This window comes from Pseudomonas sp. 910_21, from assembly GCF_052850735.1.
Window position 1 is genome coordinate 150,173 of record NZ_VXCY01000005.1, and the last position, 26,474, is coordinate 176,646.

At 63.4% G+C, this 26,474-nt stretch carries 20 protein-coding genes and 2 riboswitches; of the genes, 12 read left to right on the top strand and 8 right to left on the bottom strand.

Annotated elements, in window-relative coordinates; all coding sequences use genetic code 11:
* Positions 1–111 precede the first annotated feature (111 nt).
* The 4 genes from FW796_RS17390 to cobW all read right to left on the bottom strand — a co-directional run bounded on the left by FW796_RS17390 (position 112) and on the right by cobW (position 6,746).
* Complete coding sequence (locus FW796_RS17390) at positions 112–717, bottom strand: vWA domain-containing protein (protein WP_446439826.1); 606 nt, start codon at positions 715–717, stop codon at positions 112–114.
* Positions 718–770: 53 nt separating this feature from the next.
* Positions 771–1,778 (bottom strand): ATP-binding protein, encoded by a 1,008-nt coding sequence (locus tag FW796_RS17395; protein WP_446439655.1) that lies wholly within the window; start codon positions 1,776–1,778, stop codon positions 771–773.
* A gap of 120 nt (positions 1,779–1,898) precedes the next feature.
* Positions 1,899–5,672 (bottom strand): cobaltochelatase subunit CobN, encoded by a 3,774-nt coding sequence (cobN, locus tag FW796_RS17400; RefSeq protein WP_446439656.1) that lies wholly within the window; start codon positions 5,670–5,672, stop codon positions 1,899–1,901.
* Positions 5,673–5,675: 3 nt separating this feature from the next.
* The gene (gene cobW, locus FW796_RS17405) at positions 5,676–6,746 is read right to left on the bottom strand and encodes a cobalamin biosynthesis protein CobW (RefSeq protein ID WP_102881550.1); all 1,071 of its coding nucleotides are present in this window, start codon (positions 6,744–6,746) and stop codon (positions 5,676–5,678) included.
* A gap of 98 nt (positions 6,747–6,844) precedes the next feature.
* Positions 6,845–7,056, bottom strand: a riboswitch (cobalamin riboswitch).
* A gap of 73 nt (positions 7,057–7,129) precedes the next feature.
* A riboswitch (cobalamin riboswitch) is annotated at positions 7,130–7,362 on the top strand.
* A 98-nt stretch (positions 7,363–7,460) separates the two neighbouring features.
* Between cobW and FW796_RS17410 the strand changes: the two genes are divergently transcribed.
* From FW796_RS17410 to cobM, 4 genes are all read left to right on the top strand, one after another.
* The gene (locus tag FW796_RS17410) at positions 7,461–7,649 is read left to right on the top strand and encodes a CbtB domain-containing protein (protein WP_123725945.1); all 189 of its coding nucleotides are present in this window, start codon (positions 7,461–7,463) and stop codon (positions 7,647–7,649) included.
* An 11-nt stretch (positions 7,650–7,660) separates the two neighbouring features.
* Positions 7,661–8,362 carry a CbtA family protein gene (locus FW796_RS17415; protein ID WP_346635320.1) on the top strand — a complete coding sequence of 234 codons (702 nt, stop codon included), beginning with the start codon at positions 7,661–7,663 and terminating at the stop codon, positions 8,360–8,362.
* On the top strand, positions 8,359–8,772 hold the full coding sequence (locus tag FW796_RS17420; protein WP_346635319.1) for a cobalamin biosynthesis protein: 414 nt from the start codon (positions 8,359–8,361) through the stop codon (positions 8,770–8,772). The genes FW796_RS17415 and FW796_RS17420 overlap by 4 nt, the downstream gene beginning before the upstream one ends.
* 82 nt (positions 8,773–8,854) lie before the next feature.
* Positions 8,855–9,601, top strand: coding sequence for a precorrin-4 C(11)-methyltransferase (gene cobM / locus FW796_RS17425; RefSeq protein WP_346635318.1), 747 nt, complete (start codon positions 8,855–8,857; stop codon positions 9,599–9,601).
* Between the two features lie 181 nt (positions 9,602–9,782).
* On the opposite strand, the gene nfuA is transcribed toward cobM, so the two are convergent.
* Together nfuA and FW796_RS17435 are read right to left on the bottom strand one after the other, a co-directional pair.
* Positions 9,783–10,367 carry a Fe-S biogenesis protein NfuA gene (nfuA, locus tag FW796_RS17430; RefSeq protein ID WP_102864880.1) on the bottom strand — a complete coding sequence of 195 codons (585 nt, stop codon included), beginning with the start codon at positions 10,365–10,367 and terminating at the stop codon, positions 9,783–9,785.
* Positions 10,368–10,510: 143 nt separating this feature from the next.
* Positions 10,511–12,802, bottom strand: coding sequence for a fatty acid cis/trans isomerase (locus FW796_RS17435; RefSeq protein ID WP_346635317.1), 2,292 nt, complete (start codon positions 12,800–12,802; stop codon positions 10,511–10,513).
* 154 nt (positions 12,803–12,956) lie between these two features.
* Here FW796_RS17435 and metH point away from each other — a divergent pair, with 154 nt between their 5' ends.
* Together metH and FW796_RS17445 are read left to right on the top strand one after the other, a co-directional pair.
* Positions 12,957–16,667 (top strand): methionine synthase, encoded by a 3,711-nt coding sequence (gene metH, locus FW796_RS17440; RefSeq protein WP_346635316.1) that lies wholly within the window; start codon positions 12,957–12,959, stop codon positions 16,665–16,667.
* Between the two features lie 161 nt (positions 16,668–16,828).
* Complete coding sequence (locus FW796_RS17445; RefSeq protein WP_102864877.1) at positions 16,829–17,050, top strand: DUF2970 domain-containing protein; 222 nt, start codon at positions 16,829–16,831, stop codon at positions 17,048–17,050.
* A 6-nt stretch (positions 17,051–17,056) separates the two neighbouring features.
* On the opposite strand, the gene FW796_RS17450 is transcribed toward FW796_RS17445, so the two are convergent.
* Positions 17,057–18,142, bottom strand: a complete 1,086-nt coding sequence (locus FW796_RS17450; RefSeq protein ID WP_446439657.1) for an ABC transporter substrate-binding protein — start codon at positions 18,140–18,142, stop codon at positions 17,057–17,059.
* Positions 18,143–18,738: 596 nt separating this feature from the next.
* Here FW796_RS17450 and FW796_RS17455 point away from each other — a divergent pair.
* Entirely contained in the window at positions 18,739–20,397 is a 1,659-nt protein-coding gene (locus tag FW796_RS17455; RefSeq protein ID WP_346635314.1) for a nitrite/sulfite reductase, read from the top strand.
* Positions 20,381–20,875, top strand: a complete 495-nt coding sequence (locus tag FW796_RS17460) for a DUF934 domain-containing protein (RefSeq protein ID WP_159892932.1) — start codon at positions 20,381–20,383, stop codon at positions 20,873–20,875. The genes FW796_RS17455 and FW796_RS17460 overlap by 17 nt, the downstream gene beginning before the upstream one ends.
* 292 nt (positions 20,876–21,167) lie before the next feature.
* Here FW796_RS17460 and sohB read toward each other — a convergent pair whose 3' ends face one another.
* On the bottom strand, positions 21,168–22,193 hold the full coding sequence (gene sohB, locus FW796_RS17465) for a protease SohB (RefSeq protein ID WP_123725935.1): 1,026 nt from the start codon (positions 22,191–22,193) through the stop codon (positions 21,168–21,170).
* A 203-nt stretch (positions 22,194–22,396) separates the two neighbouring features.
* Between sohB and FW796_RS17470 the strand changes: the two genes are divergently transcribed.
* From FW796_RS17470 to FW796_RS17485, 4 genes are all read left to right on the top strand, one after another.
* Entirely contained in the window at positions 22,397–23,107 is a 711-nt protein-coding gene (locus FW796_RS17470; protein ID WP_346635313.1) for a histidine phosphatase family protein, read from the top strand.
* A gap of 50 nt (positions 23,108–23,157) precedes the next feature.
* On the top strand, positions 23,158–23,472 hold the full coding sequence (locus tag FW796_RS17475; RefSeq protein WP_011061945.1) for an SCP2 sterol-binding domain-containing protein: 315 nt from the start codon (positions 23,158–23,160) through the stop codon (positions 23,470–23,472).
* 259 nt (positions 23,473–23,731) lie between these two features.
* A complete protein-coding gene (locus tag FW796_RS17480; protein WP_404937211.1) occupies positions 23,732–25,450 on the top strand; it encodes a hydrogenase maturation protein in 1,719 nt (572 codons plus the stop codon).
* A gap of 105 nt (positions 25,451–25,555) precedes the next feature.
* A complete protein-coding gene (locus FW796_RS17485) occupies positions 25,556–26,449 on the top strand; it encodes an aminoglycoside phosphotransferase family protein (RefSeq protein ID WP_346635311.1) in 894 nt (297 codons plus the stop codon).
* The last annotated feature ends 25 nt before the right edge of the window (positions 26,450–26,474 follow it).

Genomic DNA, 26,474 nt, shown 5'->3' on the forward strand with positions numbered 1-26,474 from the left:
GGAGATGGGCATCCCTCGAAACGCCCCGCCCCCTGTAGGAGCCGGCTTGCCGGCGAATTGGCCCGCAGCCTTGCACCGCACCGGACGACGCCTTCGCTGGCAAGCCAGCTCCTACACGGGGGCGTCGAGGTGGCGGTAGTCGGCGTTGAGAAGCTGCGCCAGTTCCCGGGCGCGGCCCAGGCGGATCGGGCCGCGTTCGATGTCGAGCATCAAGGTCGGGCAGTTGAGGGGTATCTGGGCGGGTAGGGTTTTCAGCCGGCCATCGGTGATCAGCAGCACGCGCTGGCGCTCCGCCGGCAGGCGCCGCTGGCGCTGTTCCAGCCATTGGGCGGCCTCGACCAACGCTTGTAGCAAGGGCGTGCCACCGCCAGCTCCGAGACCGTCGAGCCAGTGGCGCAGGTCCTTGGAGGCTTTCAGGCCCTGGACCTGCCAACGGGGCGCTTGGCCGCTGGCAGTGAGCAGGGCCAGGCGCGCACGCCGGCGGTAGGCGTCGTCGAACAGTTGCGCCAGCAGGCCCTTGGCGTCGCTGAGGGCCGAGTGCCGACGGGTCGAGGCCGAGGCGTCGACGATCACCAGCCACAGTTCATGGGGCGTGCGGCTGCGCAGGCGAAACAGCAGGTCTTGGCGCAGGCGCGGCCGGCCTTTGAGCAAGGTGCCGGGCCAGTTGATGGAACCGGCGCGGGCCTCGCGGCTTTTGCCTTGCCGGCCCTGATCCAGGTGCCCCGCCCGGGGCTTGGCATCCGCCCCCCGGTCAGTGCGGGGACGAATGCCTAGGGCTTTTTTGGCCAGCTGGGCACTTCACGACGGGCGCCGGTCGGCAGGGCCTGGGCCGGCATTTCGCCCCATTGGCCCTGGCCTTCGCTGGGCTGGGCGTTGTGTGATGCCGGTGCCTGGGGGCTTTGTCCTGATTGAGGCGCGTTGGGCGCAACCTCCCGGCGGCGGTGGCGCAAGGCGAACTCGGCCACCGCGTCGATATCCTCCTCGGCGATGGCGCTCGCACCGCGCCAGGCGGCGTGGGCTCGGGCGGCCCGCAACCACACCAGATCGGCACGCAGGCCGTCGACTCCTGCAGCAAAGCAACGCTCGGTGATCAGCTCCAGGGACCGGTCATCGAGGGCGATGGCTGGCAGCAGGGCTCGGGCCTGCTGGCAACGCTCGCGCAACGCTGTTTGTGCCTCGGCCCATTGGCCGCAGAAGCCCTGGGGATCGCTGTCGAAATCCAGGCGCCGCCGGATGATCTGCCCGCGCTCCAGCGGCGCAGTCTGGCCACTGAGGGCGACGTTGAGGCCGAAGCGGTCCAGCAGTTGCGGACGCAGTTCGCCCTCTTCCGGGTTCATGGTGCCGATCAGCACGAATTTCGCCGAATGGCGATGGGAAATGCCGTCGCGCTCGATCAGGTTGGTGCCGCTGGCGGCCACGTCCAGCAGCAGGTCCACCAGGTGGTCGGGCAGCAGGTTGACTTCATCGACATAGAGCACGCCGCCGTCCGCCTTGGCCAGAACCCCCGGGGAGAACTGCGCCCGGCCTTCACCCAGGGCGGCATCCAGGTCCAGGGTGCCCACCAGGCGCTCTTCGGTGGCGCCCAGGGGCAAGGTGACGAACTGCCCGCTGGCCAAGAGGTCGGCCAGGCCCCGGGCCAGGGTCGACTTGGCCATGCCCCGGGGGCCTTCGATCAGCACACCGCCGATCTTCGGGTCGATGGCGGTCAGGCACAGGGCCAGTTTCAGGGCGTCGGCGCCGACCACAGCGGACAGCGGAAAATGGGGGGTGTCGCTCATGTCGGGGTCTCGCTTGGGTCGGGTCAGGGGTGTCTGGGAGGACGCCTTCGCGAGCAAGCTCGCTCCTACAGGTAGGGCATTGCCGTTGTAGGAGCGAGCTTGCTCGCGATCTACGCCGAATCAGGAATCTTCTTCTATATCCAGCAGCAGGTTTTCCAGGGCTTCACGATAATCGCCGGGCTCTTGCCACAAGCCACGCTGCTGAGCCTCCAGCAGGCGCTCGGTCATGTCGCGCAGGGCGTGGGGATTATGCTGGCGAACGAACTCGCGGGTCGAGTCATCCAGCAGGTAGGCGTCCGCCAGCAAAGCGTATTGGTGATCGTCGATCAGCTCGGTGGTGGCGTCGAAGGCGAACAGGTTGTCCAGGGTCGCGGCCATTTCGAAGGCGCCCTTGTAACCATGGCGCTTGACCCCTTCGATCCACTTCGGATTGGCCGCCCGCGAGCGGATCACCCGGTTCAGTTCTTCCTTGAGCGTGCGGATCTTCGGCAGGTCCGGCTGGCTGTGGTCGCCGTGGTAGCTGGCGGCCTTGGCGCCGCTGAGGCTTTCCACCGCCGCCAGCATGCCGCCCTGGAACTGGTAGTAGTCGTTGGAATCCAGTAGGTCGTGCTCGCGGTTGTCCTGATTCTGCAGCACCGCCTGTACTTGGCTCAGGCGGGAGGCGAACTGCTCACGGGCGGCAGTGCCTTCGTCGCTGCCGCCATAGGCGTAGCCGCCCCAGTTCAAGTAGACCTCGGCCAGGTCTTCGCGGCTCTGCCACAGGCGGCCGTCGATGGCCCCCTGGACCCCGGCGCCATAGGCCCCGGGCTTGGCGCCGAAGATCCGCCAGCCGGCCTGACGCGCGGCGGTGTCCTGATCCAGACCGGAGGCAATCAAGGCTGCGCGTTCAGCGCGGACTCTGGCCGCCAGCGGATTCATGTCATCGGGTTCGTCGAGGGCCGCCAACGCTTGCACCGCCGCGTCGAACAGGCGGATCAGGTTGGCGAAGGCGTCACGGAAGAACCCGGACACCCGCAGGGTTACGTCAACCCGGGGCCGGTCCAGCAGGCTCAGGGGCAGGATCTCGAAATCGTCGACCCGCTGGCTGCCGGTGGCCCACACTGGACGCACCCCCATCAGGGCCATGGCCTGGGCAATGTCGTCGCCGCCGGTGCGCATGGTGGCGGTGCCCCAGACCGACAGGCCCAACTGCAACAGGTGGTCGCCGTGGTCCTGCAGGTGGCGTTCGAGGATCAGGCTGGCTGACTGGAAACCGATGCGCCAGGCGGTGGTGGTGGGCAGGTTGCGCACGTCCACCGAATAGAAATTGCGCCCGGTGGGCAGCACGTCCAGACGGCCACGGCTCGGCGCACCGCTGGGGCCGGCGGGAACGAAGCGGCCGCTCAAGGCGTCCAGCAGGCCGCGCATTTCTGCGGGGCCGCAAGCGTCCAGGCGCGGGGCGACCACCTCGCGCAACGCCTCGATGATCACCTGCACCGGCTCCCAGCCCGCCTCGTCCAACTGCGCCACCGGGCCCTGGAGCGCGGCTTCGATCAAGGCTGCGGCATACAGCTCCAGGCGTTCGCGCACGTCACCCGCCGTGCGCCACAAGGCCTCGCTGAGCCGTTGCAACGACTGCGGACGGCGCCCGGTCCAGGGTTCGGCCAGGGCGCAGTCCAGGGGATCGAAGCCCAGGCCGAAGGCCTTGGCCAAAGCTCGCAGCAAGCTGGCGTGGGCACCCTTGCCATCGCCCCGGGGAATGCGCAGCAAGGCCAGCAGGGTGTCGATGCGCAGTCGGCCGTCAGGGGATTCGCCGAACACATGCAGGCCATCGCGGATCTGCGATTCCTTGAGGTCGCACAGGTAAGTGTCCAGGCGCGGCAGCCAGATCGCCGCATCGGCGTCGCTGTCGAGCTGCTCGCCCAGTTGCAACTCGCGGTCGATGTGGGTCTCGCGCACCAGTTGCAGGATGTCCCGCTGCAGCTCCCGGGCACGACGTGGATCCAGCAGTTGGGCTTCGTAGTACTCGTCCGCCAGCAGCTCCAGATTACGCAGCGGGCCGTAGGTTTCGGCACGGGTCAGGGGCGGCATCAGGTGGTCGATGATCACCGCCTGGGTGCGGCGCTTGGCCTGGGCGCCCTCCCCCGGATCGTTGACGATAAACGGGTAGATGTTCGGCAGCGGGCCCAGCAGCGCATCCGGCCAGCAACTCTCCGAGAGGCCGACGCCCTTGCCCGGCAGCCATTCCAGGTTGCCGTGCTTGCCGACATGGATCAGCGCATGGGCGCCGTAGGTCTGGCGCAGCCAGAAGTAGAACGCCAGGTAGCCATGGGGCGGCACCAGATCCGGGTCGTGATAGACCGCGCTGGGGTCCACCTGATAACCCCGGGCCGGCTGGATGCCGACGAAGGTCAGGCCAAAGCGCAGGCCAGCGATCATCATCCGCCCGTCGCGGAACATCGGGTCTTGCTGCGGTGCGCCCCAGCGCGCTAGCACGGCCTGACGATTGGCTTCCGGCAAGGCCTGGAACATCACCGCGTAGTTGTCCAGGGCCAGACTTTGCTGACACGGGCGTTGGTCGAGGCTGTCCAGGTCGTTGCTGACCCCGCCCAGCAGTTGCCGGATCAGCTCGCTGCCGCTGGCGGGCAACTCGGCCGGCAGCGGGTAGCCTTCGGCGTGCAGGGCCTTGAGGATGTTCAGCGCGGCGGCCGGGGTGTCCAAGCCGACGCCGTTGCCAATACGACCATCCCGGGTCGGGTAGTTGGCCAGCACCAGGGCAATGCGCTTCTGGCCATTGTCCAGGCGTCCCAGCTCGACCCAGCGTCGAGCCAGTTCGGCGACAAAATCCATGCGCTCGGGCTGGCCGCGATAGCAGACCACATCCGACTGGCTGCGCTCGCTGCGCCAGGCCAGGTCCTTGAAACTGATGGGCCGGCTGATGATGCGCCCGTCCAGTTCCGGCAAGGCAATGTGCATGGCCAGGTCCCGCGGCCCCAAGCCCTGCTCGCTGTCACGCCAGACGGGTTCGTTGTCCTGGGCGCAAATGGCCTGGATCACCGGAATATTGCGCCGGAACGGCCGCAGGTGCGGGGCTTCGGGGCTGGATTGGGCAAAGCCGGTGGTATTGAGGATCACCCCGGCCGCGGTTGCATCCAGCCAGTCTTCCACCTGGCTCAGGCAACCGGCTTCCTTGAGGCTGGCCACGGCCATCGGCAAGGGGTTGAGCCCCGCCGCCTGCAGGCGCTGGCAGAACAGATCGATAAAACCGGTGTTGGCCGCCTGCAGGTGGGAACGGTAGAACAGCAGCGCCGCCACTGCTTGATCGGGCTGCCAATCGGCCTGCCAGTCGCTGAGGGTGGCCTGGCTTTTGTGTGGGTGATAGATCGCCGTGCGTGGCAGGGTCTGCGGTTCGCTCCAGGGGTAGTCGCGCCCCAGCAGGCCGCTGGCCAGGCAACGATAGAAGTTCAAGGCGTTATCGCGGCCGCCCTGACGCAAGTATTGCCACAGGCGATCACGCTCGGTGGCCGGTACCGTGCTCAGGTCGCTGAGCTCCGGGTCCGGGCGATCGTCCCCCGGCACCAGGATCAACTGCACTCCGCGTCGGGACAGTTCCACCAGCCGTTCGACGCCGTAACGCCAGTAACCAATGCCGCCGTGCAGGGAAATCAGGATCACCTTGGCGTGGCGCAGCACTTCGTCCACATACAGGTCCACCGACGCATGGTTCTGCACCTGCATCGGGTTGGCCAGGCGAAAGCTGGGGTAGTCCTCGGGCAATTGCTCGGCAGCGTCCGCCAGCAGCGCCAGGCTGGAGTCGCCGCTGCACAGGATCACCAGCTCGGCGGGGGTCTGTCCAAGGTCGGCAATATTGTCATCCGACACGAAACCGCCGGGCTGGGTCCTGAGCAGGTGCATGGGTTACACGCTGAGGGCGGCGCGCAGTTGCGCTTCGAGCTGAGCGGCGTCCAGTTCCTGGCCGATCAGCACTAGGCGCGTGGTGCGGGCTTCGTCAGCCCCCCACTTGCGGTCGAAGTGCTTGTCGAAGCGCGTGCCCACGCCCTGGATCAGCAGACGCATCGGCTTGTTGGGGATCGCGGCAAAACCCTTGACCCGCAGGATGCCGTGCTTGACCACCAGTTGGGTCAGGGCGTCCAGCAGCAGGCTTTCGTCGGCCTGGGGCAGTTCGATGGAGATGGAATCGAAGGCGTCGTGATCGTGATCGTCGTGGTCGTCGTCACCGTCGTGGTGGTGATCGTGGTGGCTGTGGCGGCCGTCGATGTGCTCCTCGGAGCCGGCGCCCAGGCCCAGCAGCACGTCCAGCGGCAGGCGGCCGCTGCTGGCTTCGATGACTTTGACTGCTGGCGGCAGCTCTTCGGCCACTTCCAGGCGCACCTTGGCCAGGTCTTCGGGGTTGATCAGGTCGGTCTTGTTGAGGATCACCAGATCGGCGCTGGACAGCTGGTCGGCGAACAGCTCATGCAGGGGCGATTCGTGGTCCAGGTTGGGGTCGAGCTTGCGCTGGGCGTCCACCTGATCGGGAAACGCGGCGAAGGTGCCAGCGGCCACGGCCGGGCTGTCGACCACGGTGATCACTGCATCGACGGTGCAGGCGCTGCGGATTTCCGGCCACTGGAAGGCCTGGACCAGGGGCTTGGGCAAGGCCAGGCCGGAGGTTTCGATGAGGATGTGATCCAGATCGCCGCGGCGCGCCACCAGTTCGCGCATCACCGGGAAGAACTCTTCCTGCACGGTGCAGCACAGGCAGCCGTTGGCCAGCTCATAGACCCGGCCACTGGCCTCTTCCTCGGTGCAGCCGATGGAGCATTGCTTGAGGATCTCGCCATCGATGCCCAGCTCGCCGAACTCGTTGACGATGACCGCGATGCGCCGGCCCTGGGCGTTGTCCAGCATGTGCCGCAGCAAGGTGGTCTTACCCGAGCCAAGGAAGCCGGTGACGATGGTGACGGGAAGTTTGGCCAGTGTTTTCATCGGATGCCCCTTGGCAAAGGTGGCGGGCAAACGGGACGAGAGCCGCAGCGCAGGAGCGCGCGGAGATTTCGCCACCGGATCACCCCGCCCGGTTGTAGTGAGAATCTGGGATCGAGGCAGGTCTCCTGGCTGAGGGCTTGCCAGTCATTGGACTGGCGGTTTCTACGCCTTCCCGCAGGCGTTCCGGACGCGAATGCAGTGGCCTTGCAGAAATGAAACCCTTCACAGTTGCGGGGGCAGCCGCGGCATCGACCGCGTTCCCTTCTTAGCTTCGACCGCTGGTCGAAGAACCTCGAAGGCGCAAGGCTACGCAGAGCGCGGGGGACGGTCAATCGGCAATGCGCCGGCGTCCGCAATTGACGACGTTACCCCGGCCATGATTTCCTACGCGCCTTGTTACGGGTGCCCTTCACAGGGTGAAACGGGAAACCGGTGAATCACGTGCTTTACTACAAAAGCCGTGACCAGTCCGGTGCTGCCCCCGCAACGGTAAGCGAGCGAAGTGTCAGATCCACTGTGCCAAGGCATGGGAAGGCGACACTTGCCGGCACGGTCCGACATGACTCGGCCCCTGCCCCTCGCCAGCCCGGAGACCGGCCCGCAACACACACATAACAAACCCGCGGTGGGCGGGCGCTGTTGCAAACCCTGCGTGCCGGTCACGCGGGGTTTTCCTGCGCCACTCTCCCCGCTGACACTCCAGAGGGAAGCGCCATGTCGATCATCAGCAGCACCAGCCATTCCACCAGCAGCACCTCCACCCTGAGCCAGCGCCTGGTGGCCGCCATCGGCGCTTCGCTGCTGGGCGCCTGCCTGGTGTACTTCGCCGGCTTCTCCCATATCGAAGCGGTGCACAACGCCGCCCACGACACCCGTCACAGCGCTGCTTTCCCTTGCCACTGAGACCTGCCGACATGATCAAGCGTATTGCGCAAACCGCAGGGTTCACCGGGTTGCTGGCGGCCTTGCTGCTGACCCTGCTGCAAAGCTTCTGGGTGGCCCCGCTGATTCTGCAGGCGGAAACCTATGAAAAGGCCCCGGCCGCAGAAGTCCATGAACACGCCGAAGGCGCCATGGCCGGCCACAGCCACGACGCCGAAGCCTGGGAACCGGAAGATGGCTGGCAGCGAGTGCTGTCCACCACGGGCGGCAATCTGGTGGTGGCCGTCGGCTTCGCCCTGATGCTGGCCGGGCTCTACACCCTGCGGGCGCCCAGCCGCACCTCCCAGGGCCTGCTCTGGGGCCTGGCGGGTTATGCGACCTTCTGCCTGGCGCCGACCCTGGGCTTGCCACCGGAGTTGCCGGGCACCGCCGCCGCCGACCTGGTACAGCGCCAGGTGTGGTGGGTCGGCGCTGCCGCTTCCACCGCCGTGGGCCTTGCCCTGATCGTGTTCGCCGGCAACTGGCTGCTGAAACTGCTGGGCGCGGCCATCATCGCCGTGCCTCACGTGATCGGCGCGCCACAACCGGAAGTGCATTCGATGCTGGCCCCGGAAGAGCTGGAGGCACAATTCAAAATCGCCTCGCAGTTGACCAACGCCGCCTTCTGGCTAGCCCTCGGGCTGATCAGCGCCTGGTTGTTCCGGCGCAGGAACACGGATCAGTACTCAGCATGATCGAAGTGCGCGCAGCGTCGACCCTGGTGGTCGGCCTGGGCTGCCAGAAAGGCTGCCCGGTGACCACGCTGCGCGCGCTGCTGGATCAGGTGCTGGAAGCCCATCGCATCGATACGCAGCAGGTTTTCGCCCTGGCGAGCATCGACCTGAAACAGGCCGAGCCCGGTCTGCTGGAGTTGGCCGAGCAACTGGCACTGCCACTGACCTGTTTCAGCAGCATGCAACTGGCACCTTATGCCCTGCGCCTCAGCCACCGTTCACAGATCGCCTTTGAACGCACCGGCTGCTACGGCGTTGCCGAAAGTGCTGCCCTGGCCATGGCCGAACAGCTGCATCCCGGCCCGGCCCAACTGCTGATCCCTCGTCAGAAATACGCCCAGGCCACCCTGGCAATGGCCGCTTGCCGGTAAAATCCTCGATAATCCCCCGCCTTGATCATGAGCAATCTTCATTTGAAGCACGGCTCCAGCCCCTTTCTCACAGGAGACAGCCATGACTGTCTATTTCATCGGTGCCGGTCCCGGCGACCCGGAACTGATCACGGTCAAGGGCCAGCGCCTGATCCATCGCTGCCCGGTGATCATCTACGCCGGCTCCCTGGTGCCTCAGGCAGTACTGGAAGGCCACCGGGCTGAGCGGGTGATCAACAGCGCCGAACTGCACCTTGAACAGATCATCGAGGCCATCCGGGAAGCCCATGCCCAAGGACAGGATGTGGCCCGGGTACATTCCGGCGACCCGAGCCTGTATGGCGCCATCGGTGAACAGATCCGCTGCCTGCGGGAGTTGGGCATTGCCTTCGAAATCGTCCCCGGAGTCACCGCCACAGCGGCCTGCGCCGCGCTGCTGGGGGCCGAGCTGACCTTGCCGGATGTGTCCCAGAGCGTGATTCTCACCCGCTATGCGGACAAGACCGCCATGCCTGCCGGTGAGGAATTCGCCAGCCTGGCGGCCCACGGCGCCACCATGGCGATTCACCTGGGGGTCAATCACCTGGAGAAAATCGTCGCCGAGCTGCTGCCGCACTACGGCGCCGACTGCCCGATTGCGGTGGTGCATCGTGCCACCTGGCCGGACCAGGACTGGGTCCTGGGGACCCTGGCCGACATTGCCGAGCAGGTCGCGGCCAAGGGTTTCCGGCGCACGGCGCTGATCCTGGTGGGCCGGGTGCTGGCCACGGATGTTTTCAGCGAGTCGTCCCTGTATCGCGCCGGACACGCGCACCTCTATCGCCCCTGACACCTCTCCCCCTTTGTAGGAGCTGGCTTGCCAGCGAAGGCGTCCTCGGTATCGGTGCAAGGCTCGGGGGCCCATTCGCCGGCAAGCCGGCTCCTACGGAAGCTTTTTTGGGGGGGGCTGGCTTGCGGGCATAAAAAAACGGCGCTCACGGGGCGCCGTTTTTTAGTTCGCAGTGAACGCCTTAGTAGTAGGCGTTTTCTTTCTGCGTATGGTCAGTGACGTCGCGGACGCCCTTGAGCTCGGGGATGCGCTCGAGCAAGGTGCGCTCGATGCCTTCCTTCAAGGTCACGTCGGCCTGGCCGCAACCCTGGCAACCGCCACCGAATTGCAGCACGGCGATGCCGTCGTCAACGACGTCGATCAGGCTGACCTGGCCGCCGTGGCTGGCCAGCCCCGGGTTGATCTCGGTTTGCAGGTAGTAGTTGATGCGCTCGTTGACCGGACTGTCGGCATTGACCATCGGCACCTTGGCGTTGGGCGCCTTGATGGTCAGTTGGCCGCCCATGCGGTCGGTGGCGTAGTCGACCACCGCATCATCGAGGAAACCTTCGCTGAAGGCGTCGATGTAGGCGGTGAAGCTCTTCAGGCCAAGGGCCTTGTCTTCGGGTTTCTCTTCGCCCGGCTTGCAATAGGCGATGCAGGTCTCGGCGTACTGAGTCCCTGGCTGGGTAATGAAGATGCGGATGCCAATCCCCGGGGTGTTCTGCTTGGATAGCAGATCAGCCAGATAATCGTGGGCGGCGTCGGTAATGGTTATGGCGCTCATGGTGGTTCCTCGCAGACGTGGGCGCAGTTTACGCCAATCGACGCCGCTGACAAAGTCCTAGTATTTTTGTCGGGATAGACCTTGGTATAGGGCATCCCCGGGCCCCGTCAGTAGGCGGCCCGAGGACAGATAGCGGCCCTGTATCAGAGGTTTTCGTAACGGTTCATGTCCATGACGCCGGCCTCGACCGGGTCGACTTCCTGTAGATAGCGGGTCTGGTCGTGGAAGTACTGCCAGAACTGCGGATGACTGCGGCGAATCCCCCAGCGATCGACGATCTTCTCGAAGCCGGCAGCGTCCCGGGCCTCTTGCATGGCCTGGACAAACGCCGGCACCTGCTCGGTGGGAACGTTGAACATGAAGTTCGGATAACTGCTGAGAATGCCCGGGAAAATGGTCAGGGTGTCCAGGCCCGGCTGGTAGCGTAGCGACTCGCCCAGCATGAAAGCCACGTTACTGTGGGCGCGATTGCGCAGCATGCTGTAGAACTCGCGCTTGCCGCTCGGGGCCTGGACCCGCAGCAGGGTGGCTTCCGGCAACTGTTCGATGACCTTGAGCCCCGCCGCCGGGCGCGACGCCAGGCTGCTCAGGGCCTGCTCGGCATCCTGCAGCGCCGGGTCGATATTGGGCCGCGAGCAATAGGCACTGTCACAGCGATTGATCGGGTCGGGCTTGGCATTGAGCTCGCCATAGCGCGCCAGCAACTGATGGGCGAAGTCTTTCTTCGGGTCCTTGGGGTCCAGTTTCAGCGCGCTGCGCTTGTCATCGTCGATGGACTCGTAATCCAGCCACATCTTGAACTTGCCGCTGTTCTGGTACCAATCGTCGAGGAAATCCTCGCGGGTACCGGCGGGCATCAGGCGCAGGAAGTTCTGCTCGGCGCCGTTGCGGATCAGGTCGAAGTACAGCCGGGTCTGGGCCTGGTGGGAAACGTTGCCGAACACATCGAAATTCACTGCCAGCTGATAATAGGTGCGCTCCAGCAGCGGGTAGTCGAACAGCCACATCGTCTGCGGCACCTCGCCGATCAGGCCCTTGGTCACCGAAGCACTGTCGAAGTGACGGAAGATGCTCAGCAGCGCGTTGTCGTTGCCGGCCCACAGGGTTGACCAACTGGGTGCCGGAGAGTCTGCATAGAAGTCGCGGCGCAGGGCTTCGTACTCGTTGCGCTTGTCGCGATAGGACAGCCACAAGCTGAGCACGCTGCCGACATCGTCGTTCTGCCCGGGCATGGCCAGCAGCGGCGTGACCTGGCCGCGATAGGTAGGATCGGTGATGTACAGGTCATGTTCCGGGGCCTGGAACAGCGCCCAGAAGTTGTCGCGGATCACATCGGTGGCGATCTGCCCGCGGCACACCGGGCCACGAATGAAGGTGCGCACGAAGTATTCGGCGTTATCGAGCATGAACTGGTAGCGGGCCTTGGCCGGAATCGCCTCGAAGGTCTCGAACGGATTGGCTCGACGCCCGGGTCCGTAGCCCGGCAAGGCAGTGACCTGCCAGTCGCCGCTGTAGAACAGGGTCTTGACCCGGGCCATCTTCGCCGCGCTCAGCGGGTAGGTGATGTGGGTCTTGTGCACGATCACCCCTTGCACCGGCCACAGGCGGTAATACACCTGGGTGCCCGGGTCGTCGTTGGGGCGACGGGTGTTGATCAGGTCAATGGGCTGGCCGCTGGGGGTACGCGAGCGCACCCACTGGAAGAAGTGCCCCGGCTCGCCGCCTTCGAAATAGACATGGGCCAGGAACCAGTGTTCGTAGAGCCAGCGCGCCACCAGGCTTTCCCGAGCGCCAGGGGCGTTGAGCAGGTTCTCCCACTGAGCCACTTGCAGGCTTTCCCGGGCACTGGGGGCCAGGCCCTGCTCGTCGATGGGTGCGCCGGAGGCCAGCCAGCGTTGCAGGGTCTGGTATTGCTGATCGGTAAGACCGGTGACCGCCAGCGGCATGCCCTCTTTCGGATGCGCGCCGGCATAGGCGTCGAACTCCGCCGGCTGCGGGCACATGTTCTCCCGGTTCAGGCCCAGGGCGATTTCACTGGGCAACTTGGCATTGGGCTGCAATGGCGTGCGATGCCCCAGTTCCAGCATCCGCGCCATCAGCGCGGCCTGGCTGCCCTGGGCATCGAGCACCGAATAGAAGCCCTGGCGCTGCCAGGCCGCCTTGCCACTGGCGTCGTAGAACAGTCGGGTCGGGGCCTGGGCCTTGCTGCGCTCGCCGTCATACACCGGAATTTTCGAGGCACCGCGACCGGCCCCCTCACCACTGCCCAGGTTGAGCTGACAGGCGGAGTCGTAGCAGGCATGACAGGCCACGCACTTCTCGGTGAAGATCGGCTGGATGTCGCGGGTGTAGGAAATAGCCGGAGCCGGACCTTGGGCCATGCACAATGAACTGAGAAGCAGCAAAGCGCTGGCAACGACAAAACGATACGGCATGTCCCTGATCCCGAAAATAAAAAACGCCGCGATTCTACCGGGGTCGCCCACCGACCAACATGAGCGATATTCATGAAAAACCCGTACATGCCGCAAATCCATGCAGGTTTGCTATGATCCACGCCCTTCGTAATGGCCCTACCAGGTAGTTCTCATGTCTGACCGCAGTGCTCGCCTCCACGCTCTCCAGCAAGCCCTCAAAGAGCGCATTCTGATTCTCGATGGCGGCATGGGCACCATGATCCAGAGCTACAAGCTCGAAGAACAGGACTACCGTGGCAAGCGTTTCGCCGACTGGCCCAGCGACGTCAAGGGCAACAACGACCTGTTGGTGATCACCCGTCCGGACGTGATCGGCGGCATCGAAAAAGCCTATCTGGATGCCGGCGCTGACATCCTGGAAACCAACACCTTCAACGCCACGCGCATTTCCATGGCCGACTACGGCATGGAAGAACTGGCCTACGAATTAAACGTAGAAGGCGCACGCCTGGCGCGCAAGATCGCCGACGCCAAGACCCAGGAGACCCCGGACAAGCCACGTTTCGTCGCCGGCGTCCTGGGCCCGACCAGCCGTACCTGCTCGCTGTCGCCCGACGTCAACAACCCCGGCTACCGCAACGTCACCTTCGATGAACTGGTGGAGAACTACACCGAGGCCACCAAGGGCCTGATCGAAGGCGGCGTCGACCTGATCCTGATCGAGACCATCTTCGACACCTTGAACGCCAAGGCGGCGATCTTCGCCGTACAGGGCGTGTTCGAGGAACTGGGCGTCGAGCTGCCGATCATGATTTCCGGGACCATCACCGATGCCTCCGGCCGCACCCTGTCGGGCCAGACCACCGAAGCCTTCTGGAACTCCGTGGCCCACGCCAAGCCGATCTCGGTGGGCCTGAACTGCGCCCTGGGCGCCAGCGAACTGCGTCCGTACCTGGAAGAGCTGTCGAACAAGGCCAGTACCCACGTTTCGGCGCACCCCAACGCCGGCCTGCCCAACGAATTCGGCGAGTACGACGAACTGCCGGAACAAACCGCGAAGATCATCGAGGAGTTCGCCCAGAGCGGCTTCCTCAACATCGTCGGCGGCTGCTGCGGCACCACCCCGGGGCACATCGGCGCCATCGCCAAAGCCGTGGCCGGTTATGCGCCGCGACAGATTCCGGACATTCCCAAGGCCTGCCGCCTGTCGGGCCTGGAGCCCTTCACCATCGATCGCAACTCGCTGTTCGTGAACGTCGGTGAACGCACCAACATCACCGGTTCGGCCAAGTTCGCCCGACTGATCCGCGAGGACAACTACACCGAAGCCCTGGAAGTCGCCCTGCAGCAGGTGGAAGCCGGCGCCCAGGTGATCGACATCAACATGGACGAAGGGATGCTGGATTCGAAGAAGGCCATGGTCACCTTCCTCAATCTGATCGCCGGCGAGCCGGACATCTCCCGCGTACCGATCATGATCGACTCCTCCAAGTGGGAAGTGATCGAAGCCGGCCTCAAGTGCATCCAGGGCAAAGGCATCGTCAACTCCATCAGCATGAAGGAAGGCGTGGAGCAGTTCATTCACCACGCCAAGCTGTGCAAACGCTACGGCGCTGCCGTGGTGGTGATGGCCTTCGACGAGGTCGGCCAGGCCGACACCGAAGCGCGCAAGAAGGAAATCTGCAAGCGCTCCTACGACATCCTGGTCAATGAAGTGGGCTTCCCGCCGGAAGACATCATTTTCGACCCGAACATCTTCGCCGTGGCCACCGGCATCGAGGAACACAACAACTACGCGGTGGACTTCATCAACGCCTGCGCCTACATCCGCGACGAGCTGCCCTACGCCCTGAGCTCCGGGGGCGTGTCCAACGTGTCGTTCTCGTTCCGCGGCAACAACCCGGTGCGCGAGGCGATCCACTCGGTATTCCTGCTGTACGCGATCCGCAACGGCCTGACCATGGGTATCGTCAACGCCGGCCAGCTGGAGATCTACGATCAGATCCCGCAGCAGTTGCGTGATGCCGTGGAAGACGTGGTACTCAACCGCACGCCCAATGGCACCGATGCCCTGCTGGCCATCGCCGACCAGTTCAAGGGCGATGGCAGCGTCAAGGAAGCCGAAACCGAGGAATGGCGCAGCTGGGAGGTCAACAAACGCCTGGAGCACGCCCTAGTCAAAGGCATCACCAGCCATATCGTCGAAGACACCGAAGAGTCGCGCCTGAGCTTCAGCCGCCCGATCGAAGTGATTGAAGGCCCGCTGATGTCCGGCATGAACGTGGTCGGCGACCTGTTCGGCGCCGGCAAGATGTTCCTGCCCCAGGTGGTGAAATCCGCCCGGGTGATGAAGCAGGCGGTAGCGCACCTGATCCCGTTCATCGAACTGGAGAAAGGCGACAAGCCGGAGGCCAAGGGCAAGATCCTCATGGCCACGGTCAAGGGCGACGTGCACGACATCGGCAAGAACATCGTCGGCGTGGTTCTGGGCTGTAACGGCTACGACATCGTCGACCTCGGGGTGATGGTGCCGGCGGAGAAGATCCTCCAGGTGGCCAAGGAGCAGAAGTGCGACATCATCGGCCTGTCCGGGCTGATCACCCCGTCCCTGGACGAGATGGTCCACGTCGCCCGCGAGATGCAGCGCCAGGATTTCCACCTGCCGCTGATGATCGGTGGCGCCACCACCTCCAAGGCCCACACTGCGGTGAAGATCGAGCCCAAGTACAGCAATGACGCAGTGGTCTACGTCACCGACGCCTCCCGCGCCGTGGGCGTGGCCACGCAGTTGCTGTCCAAGGAACTCAAGGCCGGTTTCGTGCAGAAGACCCGCGAGGAATACGTCGAAGTCCGCGAGCGCACCGCCAACCGCAGCGCCCGCACCGAGCGCCTGAGCTACGCCGCAGCCATCGCCAAGAAGCCGCAGTTCGACTGGGCCGGCTACCAGCCAGTCAAACCGAGCTTCACCGGCGCCCGAGTGCTGGACAACATCGACCTCAAGGTGCTGGCCGAGTACATCGACTGGACGCCGTTCTTCATCTCCTGGGACCTGGCCGGCAAATACCCGCGCATCCTTGAAGACGAGGTGGTCGGTGAAGCCGCCACCGCGCTGTACAAAGACGCCCGGGAGATGCTCGATAAGCTGATCAACGAGAAGCTGATCAGCGCCCGTGCGGTATTCGGTTTCTGGCCGGCCAATCAGGTGCAGGACGACGATCTGGAAGTCTACGGCGATGATGGCCAGCCTCTGGCGCGCCTGCATCACCTGCGCCAGCAGATCATCAAGACCGACGGCAAGCCGAACTTCTCCCTGGCGGACTTCGTGGCACCCAAGGACAGCGGCATCACTGACTATGTCGGCGGCTTCATCACCACCGCCGGGATCGGCGCCGAGGAAGTGGCCAAGGCCTACCAGGATGCCGGCGACGACTACAACTCGATCATGGTCAAGGCCCTGGCCGACCGTCTGGCCGAAGCCTGCGCCGAATGGTTGCACCAGCAGGTGCGTAAAGACTACTGGGGCTATGCCAAGGATGAGCAGCTGGACAATGAGGCGCTGATCAAGGAGCAGTACAGCGGCATCCGCCCTGCCCCGGGTTATCCGGCCTGCCCGGATCACACCGAGAAGAGCACCCTGTTCGCCCTGCTCGACCCCGAGGCCAGCGAAGGCCGCGCCGGCCGCAGCGGCGTATTCCTCACCGAACACTTCGCCATGTTCCCGGCGGCGGCGGTCAGCGGCTGGTACTTCGCCCACCCTCAGGCGCAGTACTTCGCCGTGGGCAAGGTCGACAAGGACCAGGTGCAGAGCTACACCGAGCGCAAGGGCCAGGACCTGACCGTAAGCGAACGCTGGCTGGCGCCGAATTTGGGCTACGACAACTGATCCGGACGCGGTAGGAGCCGGCTTGCCGGCGAGGGCGCTCGAGCGTGCGCTGCAAGACTCTCGGGCCTCTTCGCCGGCGATCCGGCTCCTAGGTAAGTGCAGCCCCCATCACAGGCGGCATTGTCTATGCTCTGTTGACACCCAACCGTGTCGAGGGATTTATGGACGATCCAAGCAGCGACAATCAGCCCCCAACCTTCCTGCAGATGCTGCAAAGCGTGCTGGCGGCCGCCTTCGGCGTACAAAGCGGGAAAAATCGCGCCCGGGACTTCAGTCACGGCAAACCCAGTCACTTCATCGTGCTGGGCATTCTCTTTACCACCCTGTTCGTACTGGTGCTGCTGGGTATCGCCAACCTGGCCATGCACCTGGCGGGGGTCTGAGCGGCGTCAGTGCAGCAGCAGTTGCAAACTGAAGGGATAGCGGTAGCTGTCCGGCTTGCCTTGGGCGGACAGCCCGCGAAAATCGAACCGGGCACCCATCTGATCGCCCATCCGCAGCAGTTGCTGGGCCTGGGCTCGGGTCAGTGACTGGAACAGCGACAATTGCCAGTCCGGCCCACCCTGGCGCCTGGCATCGAGCCCCAGTGCATCATCATGCAGGGCAACCAGGGCCCAACCGCCGATAGTGAAATGTCCGGCCATCAGCACCGACAACTGCCCGTCGATCAATGCCTGTAAGGCTTCGGGCGAACTGTTGACCCCACTGAACAGCAGGTCGACACCCGGCTTTCGGCCCAACTCCCGAGCAGCCTGCATGGCCCCCAGAGCCATTTCGTCGTTAGCCGACCAGATCAGTTGCGTCAGCGGGTAGCGCTGCAGCAACTGTTGCGCCTGCTCGTGCGCCCGCTGCCTGTTCCATTCGCCATACACCAGTTGCCGCAGGCGCACCTGCGGATTCTCAGTCAGGGCCCGGTGCAGTCCCTGCTCGCGCAACTGCGCCGCCGGCGTGACTTTCACCCCGGAAAAGGCCAGCAAATCGATTGTTTGCCCTTGAGGCACAGGGCCATGCTTGCGCAACAACTCCTTGAGCATCCGATAACCGGCCTCTTCATCGTTGCCCATCATGCTGCCGATCCAATCGGAGTAACTGCTGCGGCTTTGGCTGATCAACGCCCGCTGATCCTCGGTCAGCGGGCTGTTGACGATAAACAGCTTGACCCCGGTACCCTGAGACATGCGCAGGATCTGCGGAGCGACATACTGTTCGTTGACCAACATCAGATAATCGGGCTTTTGCGCTCGCTGAAACAGCTCCCGAGCCTGATCGAGAGAGTTCTGGGGATTGCGTTCGCCATAGAGAATTTGCAGATCCATACCCAGATCCCGGGCGGCGGCCTGCATGAACTGCGAATAACTGACCCAGAAGATTTCTGTCGAATTACCGGGGTTGAGAAACACCACCGACGTTGCTTGAGCCACCGTCCAGAACGGCAAACTCAGCCATATCACCCACTTGCACAGAACCTTGAACATTGTGAAAAGAGCCCCTGGATTATCCCAGGCAGTATAACTGGCAAAGTGCTAGCCAACGGCGGCAAATCGTCCTGATTGTCCGACAATTCGGGCTCTTCTTTTACGTTCGACTACTGGTGGCTGACCCAAAACACGGCCGTACCCACGACCAGTATGATCAGAAAAAGAATCGCCCATGCATCAACGCTACTGTCACTTTTCCTTACTTTGGTTGGATGGCTCATAGCATCGCCTCTAGTAGATTTTGTCGGTGACTGCTCAAAGACACGACCACAGTTAAGACCAGGATTGTCCCCACCTCAAATGTGGATACTCATATACCCCTACCGTTAGTCGTTTTGGTTCTTTGCATATACTCAAACATCACTTTTGCGCATAACCGCAAACTGGTATCGTTCGGCGGCTCCGATCGGAGTGCGCGGCCGTGCGCGCAGATTTGCTTACATGGGTGGGGTTGAGCGTGAACGAAGGCAGGACGAGGTGAAACCGGCGACAAGCCCCGGTCGACGCCAGTCGAAGCAACGTACCGAAGCCGTTCACCGCAGTATTTGCCAAGTGCGCTTTGGCGCCACCTGTAGCCTGAGAACTGGACCTATATGTACGTATACGACGAGTACGATCAGCGGATCATCGAGGACCGCGTCAAGCAGTTCCGTGATCAGACCCGACGCTATCTGGCAGGCGAGCTGAGCGAAGAGGAATTCCGTCCCCTGCGCCTGCAGAATGGCCTTTATATCCAACGTTTTGCCCCGATGTTGCGGGTTGCCGTGCCTTACGGCCAATTGACCTCGCGCCAAGCGCGGATGATGGCCAAGATCGCCCGCGACTACGACAAAGGCTATGCGCACATCAGCACCCGGCAGAACGTGCAGTTCAACTGGCCGGCCCTGGAAGACGTGCCGGAGATCCTGGCCGAGCTGGCCACGGTACAGATGCACGCCATCCAGACCAGCGGCAACTGCCTGCGCAACGTCACCACCGACCAGTTTGCCGGTGTCGCTGCCGACGAGTTGATCGACCCGCGTCCCTGGTGCGAGATCGTCCGTCAATGGACCACCTTCCACCCTGAATTTGCCTATCTGCCGCGCAAGTTCAAGATCGCCATCAATGGCTCGACTTCCGACCGCGCAGCCATCGAGGTCCACGACATCGGCCTGGAGCCGGTGCACAACGCTGCCGGCGAACTGGGCTTTCGCGTGCTGGTGGGTGGCGGTCTGGGCCGCACCCCGGTGGTCGGCGCCTTCATCAACGAATTCCTGCCATGGCAGGACCTGTTGAGCTACCTCGACGCCATCCTGCGGGTCTACAACCGCTACGGCCGTCGTGACAACAAGTACAAGGCGCGGATCAAGATCCTGGTCAAGGCCCTGACGCCGGAAGTGTTCGCCGAGAAGGTCGAGGCGGAAATGGTCCACCTGCGCGGTGGCCAGACCACCCTCACCGAAGCCGAAGTGCATCGCGTGGCCAAGCACTTCGTCGACCCGGACTACAAGACCCTGAGCAACCAGGATGCCGAACTGGCCACCCTGGACCAGCAACACCCAGGCTTCGCCCGCTGGCGCGTACGCAATACCCTGGCCCACAAGAAGCCGGGCTATGTCGCCGTCACCCTGTCGCTCAAACCCACCGGCGTAGCGCCTGGGGATGTCACCGACAAGCAATTCGACGCCATCGCCGACCTGGCCGACCGCTACAGCTTCGGCCAACTGCGCACGTCCCACGAACAAAACGTGATTCTGGCGGACGTCGAGCAAAGCCAACTGTTCACCCTGTGGGGCGAGCTGCGCGAAAACGGCTTTGCTACACCGAACATTGGCCTGCTGACCGACATCATCTGCTGCCCGGGCGGCGACTTCTGCTCCCTGGCCAACGCCAAGTCGATCCCGATCGCCGAATCGATCCAGCGCCGTTTCGATGACCTGGACTACCTGTTCGACATCGGCGAGCTGGACCTGAACATTTCCGGTTGCATGAACGCCTGCGGCCACCATCACGTGGGCCATATCGGCATCCTCGGTGTCGACAAGAAAGGCGAGGAGTTCTACCAGGTCTCCCTGGGTGGCAGCGCCAGCCGTGACGCCAGCCTGGGCAAGATCCTAGGCCCATCCTTCGCCCAGGACGACATGCCCAACGTGATCTCGAAGCTGATCGACGTGTACGTTGAACAACGTACCGAAGACGAACGCTTCATCGACACCTATCAACGTATTGGCATCGACCTCTTCAAGGAGCGCGTCTATGCAGCGAATCATTAAGAACAACGAGGTCATCGACGAAACCTGGCACCTGCTGCCCAAGGACGCGACCCTCGACGGCATCTCCAACTGCGACGACCTGATCGTGCCGCTGGCCCTGTGGCGCGATCACGCCCATGCCCTAAAGGCTCGCGACGGCGGCCTGGGCGTGTGGCTGGATGCGGACGAAGAAGCCGAGGAAATCGGTGACGACGTCCAGCATTTCCAGGTGATTGCCCTGAACTTCCCGGCCTTCACTGATGGCCGCAACTACTCCAACGCCCGCCTACTGCGTGACCGTTATGGCTACAAAGGCGAACTGCGGGCCATTGGCGACGTGTTGCGCGACCAGCTGTTCTACCTGCACCGCTGCGGCTTCGACGCCTATGCACTGCGGGCCGACAAGGACCCCTATGAAGCCTTGGAAAGCCTCAAGGACTTCTCGGTGACCTACCAGGCTGCCACCGACGAACCGCTGCCGCTGTTCCGTCGCCGCTAAGCCCTGGCGCCAACAAAAAGCCCTGAGCCGGTTTCCCGGCTCAGGGCTTTTTTGTATCGGCTCCCCCAACCACTGTAGGAGCCGGCTTGCCGGCGAAGAGGCCCTCGGGCCTTGTGCAAATATTGCGATCGCCTTCGCTGGCAAGCCAGCTCCTACAGCACACGCCAACAAACAACGCGCCCTTTGTAGGAGCCGGCTTGCCGGCGAAGGGGCCCTTGAGCCTTGTACAAACCTTGCAACCGCCTTCGCTGGCAAGCCAGCTCCTACAGAACAGGCGCCTGCAATTCGGGGCTTACCAGAACCGCTGCTGGGTCAGGCGGCTCCACCAGGTCAGCAACACGCGATCGATGGAACCGCTGGCCGCCAGGCCTACGCGCTCCTGCAGGCTCTTGCGCTCGGCATAGTGCAGGTGGAACACCTCGGCATTCTTGGCCTTGTCCGCCAGGTACTCGTCGCTGGTCTGCAGCTCGTCCACCAGCAGTTTTTCCTGCGCTGCCACCCCCAGCCAGACTTCTCCGGTGGCCACCTCATCAATGGCCAGTTGCGGGCGATAGCGGGATACGAAGTTCTTGAACAACTGATGGGTCACGTCCAGGTCTTCCTGGAACTTCTCCCGGCCCTTCTCGGTGTTTTCGCCAAACACCGTCAGGGTGCGCTTGTACTCACCGGCGGTCAGCACTTCAAAATCGATGTCGTGTTTCTTCAGCAGACGATTGACGTTGGGCAACTGCGCCACCACGCCAATGGAGCCGAGGATGGCGAACGGCGCACTGATAATCTTCTCGCCGATGCACGCCATCATGTAGCCGCCGCTGGCCGCGACCTTGTCGATGCATACGGTCAAAGGCACCCCGGCCTGGCGAATACGCGCCAGTTGCGACGAGGCCAGACCATAGCTGTGCACCATGCCGCCACCGCTTTCCAGACGCAGCACCACTTCATCCTTGGGCGTGGCCAGGCTCAGCAAGGCGGTGATTTCATGGCGCAGGCCTTCGGTCGCCGAGGCCTTGATATCACCATTGAAATCCAGCACGAACACCCGAGGCTTGGCCTCGGCCGGTTGTTTCTTCTGTTTCTTCTCGGTCTTGCCCTGGGCCTTGCGCAGGGCCTTGAGCTGATCCTTGTCCAGCAGGCTCTGCTCCAGGCGCTCGCGCAGGTCCTTGTAGAAATCATTCAGCTTGCTGACCTGCAACTGCCCGGCGCCTTTGCGGCGACCCTTGCTGCGCAGGGCAGCGGCAGTGATCAGCACCACCAGGATAGCGACCACCAGGGTCACGGTCTTGGCCAGGAAACTGGCGTATTCGGCGAAAAACTCCACAGGGACTCCTCAAACATGAACCGCTGCCAACCAGCAGCGTAATGGGCTCAAGCATACCGACGAGACCGGCCGGCCACCAGTCGCGAAACCTTGTGTAACGAGGCTCCAACAAGCATTTCAAACAAGCGTATGTTTTTTCATTGACAGCTCACCGGCATCCTCATAACCTCGCAAAACTTTCAACGTACCGGGACGACGCGGACGTGGGCAGCATCTACTTGATTCGACATGGCCAAGCCTCTTTCGGTGCAGACGACTACGACGTGCTGTCTGCCATCGGCGTGCGCCAGGCGGCAGTTCTCGGCGATCATCTGGCCGCCCTTGGAGTGAGCTTCGATCGCTGCCTGTCCGGTGACCTGCGGCGCCAGCAGCACACCGCGCAAACCGCCATGGAACAGATGAGCGCTGCCGGTTTTGACCACCCGCCACTGGAAATCGATTCAGCCTTCAACGAATTCGATGCCGACGCCATCATCCGTGCCCTGCTCCCCGACCTGTTGCCCCAGGAACCCGAGGCCCTGAATATCCTGCGCAATGCCGCGCAGAACCGTGCCGAGTTCCAACGCATCTTCGCCCTGATCATCCAACGCTGGCTGGCCGGCACTTACGATCCGCCCGGGCTGGAAAGCTGGCTGGGGTTCGTCGAGCGTGTCCAGGGCGGCCTGCAACGGATTCTCGAAGCGGCGGACAACCCGCACAAGATCGCGGTATTCACCTCCGGCGGCACCATCACCGCCCTGCTCCACCTGATCACCCGGATACCTGCCCAGCAGGCGTTCGAACTGAATTGGCAAATCGTCAACACCTCGCTCAACCAGCTGAAGTTCCGCGGGCGCGAGGTGTCTTTGGCTTCCTTCAACGGTCATGCCCATCTGCAACTGTTGAAGGCCCCGGAGCTCATCACTTTCCGTTGAGCCCGGCTTACTGTGACCCTTGCTGTAACCACCCATAAAAGGATCGAACCATGACCTCCGTAGCTGACGCCGTACAAGCCATGCAAGCCAAGTTCAACCCAGCTGCCGCTGCCGGCCTGGACCTGGTTTTCGGTTTCCGCATCGATGACTCCAAGCACTTCTCGCTGGTCGTCAAGGACAGCACCTGCGAACTCAAAGAAGGCGAGAACCCAGACGCACAAGTCACCCTGGTGATGGACGGCGAAACCCTGGACGGCATCGTCAGCGGCGAAACCGACGGCATGCAAGCCTTCATGGGCGGCAAGCTGCGCGCCGAAGGCGACATGATGCTGGCCATGAAACTGAGCGAGCTGTTCCCAGCCTAAGACCCCACAAGGTCCGGCTGCACACAAATCCCGCCCCTGTGGCGGGATTTGTCGTTTCTGCACCACGCAACGCCTCTATCCCCCCGCTTTGCCCTGGATCAATACCACTGGGCGGCTCAGCCTCCAGGCCGCACGCTTGATTGATCTCGGTCAGCTTGCGCCCCGCAACCCCCCTCTACTCTTGCGCCTCCATCGCGGCCAGGGACGGCACAGCCGGAGCCCTTTGCCACACCGCTATCACTCACGGAAGAGTCTGCTTATGCGATCACTGAAGATCATCCTGCTGTCCACCGCCTTCAACGGTCTGACCCAACGGGCCTGGCTCGACCTGCGCCAGGCCGGGCATCGTCCCAGCGTGGTGCTGTTCACCGGCGAAGAAGAGGTCTGCCGGCAGATCGAAGAAGCCCAGGCCGACCTGGTGATCTGCCCCTTCCTCAAGGATCGCGTTCCGCAGCAGCTGTGGAGCCACCCCAAGCGTCCGGTGGTGATCATTCACCCAGGGATTGTCGGCGACCGTGGCGCCAGCGCCCTGGACTGGGCCATCAGCAAGGAACTCAAGCGCTGGGGCGTGACCGCCCTGCAGGCCGTCGAAGAAATGGATGCAGGTCCGATCTGGTCGACCCATGAATTCAACCTGCCCAGCGGACTGCGCAAATCCGAGCTGTACAACGGCCTGGTGAGTGACGCTGCCATCCGCTGCATCCGCGACGTGGTGGAAAAATTCCGCAACGGCTTCAGCCCTGAGCCCCTGGACTACGACAACCCTTCGGTGCTCGGCCGCCTGCAACCGAACATGAAGCAGTGCGACCGCACCTTCAGCTGGCACGACAGCGCACAGTTCATCAAACGCAGCATCGACGCCGCCGACGGCCAGCCTGGCGTCCTGGCCAGCCTCGCCGGCGGCCAGTACTACGTCTACGACGCCCACCTGGATTCACGCACCGGCATGCCCGGGCAACTGCTGGCGGTGCACGACGATGCGGTGCTGGTGGCCTGCGGCGATCACAGCCTGTGGATCGGCTACCTGCGCCTCAAGCCCCAGCCCGGCGAGGAAACCTTCAAACGCCCCGCCCGCCACGTACTCGGCGAACGCCTGGCCGACGTGCCGGTGCTGGACTGGTCAGTGTCCAGCAGCCCGTTCAGCACCGAAGCCTACCAACCGATCCGCTACCGCGAATCCGGCAGGGTCGGCGAGCTGACCTTCGAGTTCTACAACGGTGCCATGAGCACTGAGCAATGCCAGCGCCTGGTCAGCGCCCTGCGCTGGGCCAAGGCCCGGGACACCCAGGTGCTGCTGGTACGCGGCGGTCGCGGCGCCTTCAGCAACGGTGTGCACCTCAATGTGATCCAGGCCGCCCCGGTGCCGGGCCTTGAAGCCTGGGCCAATATCCAGGCCATCGACGACGTCTGCCTGGAGCTGCTCACCGCCCGCCAACTGGTGGTCAGTGGCCTGACCGGCAACGCCGGCGCCGGCGGCCTGATGCTGGCCCTGGCGGCGGACGTGGTTCTGGCCCGCGCCGACACCGTGTACAACCCGCACTACAAGAGCATGGGCCTGTACGGCTCCGAATACTGGACCTACAGCCTGCCCCGTGCCGTCGGCCAGCCCATGGCCAAGCAACTGACCGAAGCCTGCCTGCCGATCAGCGCGCTCCAGGCCCTGCAGATGGGCATGGTCCAGGAAATCGGCCCACGCTGCCCGGATGAATTCGGCCTGTGGCTGCTGCAGCGAGCCAACGGCGTGCTCAACGACCCGCGCTACCAGCACCTGCGCCAGCGCAAGCTGGATGCCGATCCCCAGCTGATGCAGCACTGCCGCAACGCCGAGCTGGAAGACATGCACATGGACATGGTGCAGAACCGCAAGGGCTTCGCCGAGAAGTGCAGCAACTTCGTCTACAAGCGCAAGACCTGCTGCACACCAGAGCGGCTGATAGAAGCCTGGGCCAAGCCCCAGGACATTGCCCTGGTGGGCTGATTCACAGCCTGAGCGACAGGCTTTAAAAGCACCGCCAGGCCACGTACCATTCGCCGCCTTTTATTGCCGCCCCCAGGGGCGGCAATACTTTGCAAGGAGGCGATCATGCAAGACATTCCAGGCCACGCCACATGGCGCAGCATCGAAGCACAAACCCTTGGCTGGTCCAGCGATCGGATCTTTCACATCGTCGACGAACAAGGCCAACACCTGCTGTTGCGCACCAACGACTCATCCCAGTACGTCAACAAACGCGACGAGTTCCAGTGGACCCAGCATCTGGCGGCAAAGGGCATCGCCATGTCCCAGCCCTTGGACTTCGGCCTGTTTGATTCAGGACGCCAGGTTTACTCGCTGTTGTCGTGGATCGAAGGCAAGGATGGCGCGCAATGGGTGGCTGAACAGCCCGCCGCTGCCTGTTATGAGCTTGGTCTGCAAGCCGGTCAAATACTCCAGCAGATCCACAGCGTTGCTGCGCCTGAAGGCACTGAAAACGCCGAACAGCAGATGCGTGCCATCTACCGTAAAAAGCTCGAACAATACCGGAGCTGTGGCCACAAGGTGGCCCATGAGCAAGACTTCCTGCAGTTTCTCGAACAGCACTTTCATCTGCTGGCAGACACGCCGCTGGTGTTTCTCCACGGTGACTATCACCTGAACAACATGATCGTGGGCGCCGATGACCAATTGTCGATCATCGACTTCAACCGCTGCCGTTTCGGAGATCCGGCGCGGGACTTCAACAGGCTGGCGCTGTTTTCCTGCAACCTCAGCAGCGACTTCGCCCGCGGGCAGATCGACGGCTACTGCGCAGGTCATGCCGACCCTGTCTTTCTCACCCGCATGGCGTTCTACGCCGCGTTCGATACCTTCTTCAGCGTGCTCTGGGCCATGGCTTTCGGCGAGCAGGAAGTTCAGGCCACCCTGCAACGCACGCAAAAAGTCTGGGAGGACTTCGCCGGTTTTTCCAGGCATGTGCCGCGCTGGTATGGCGAATGAACGCTTTGGGCTGCGTCCTGTAAGC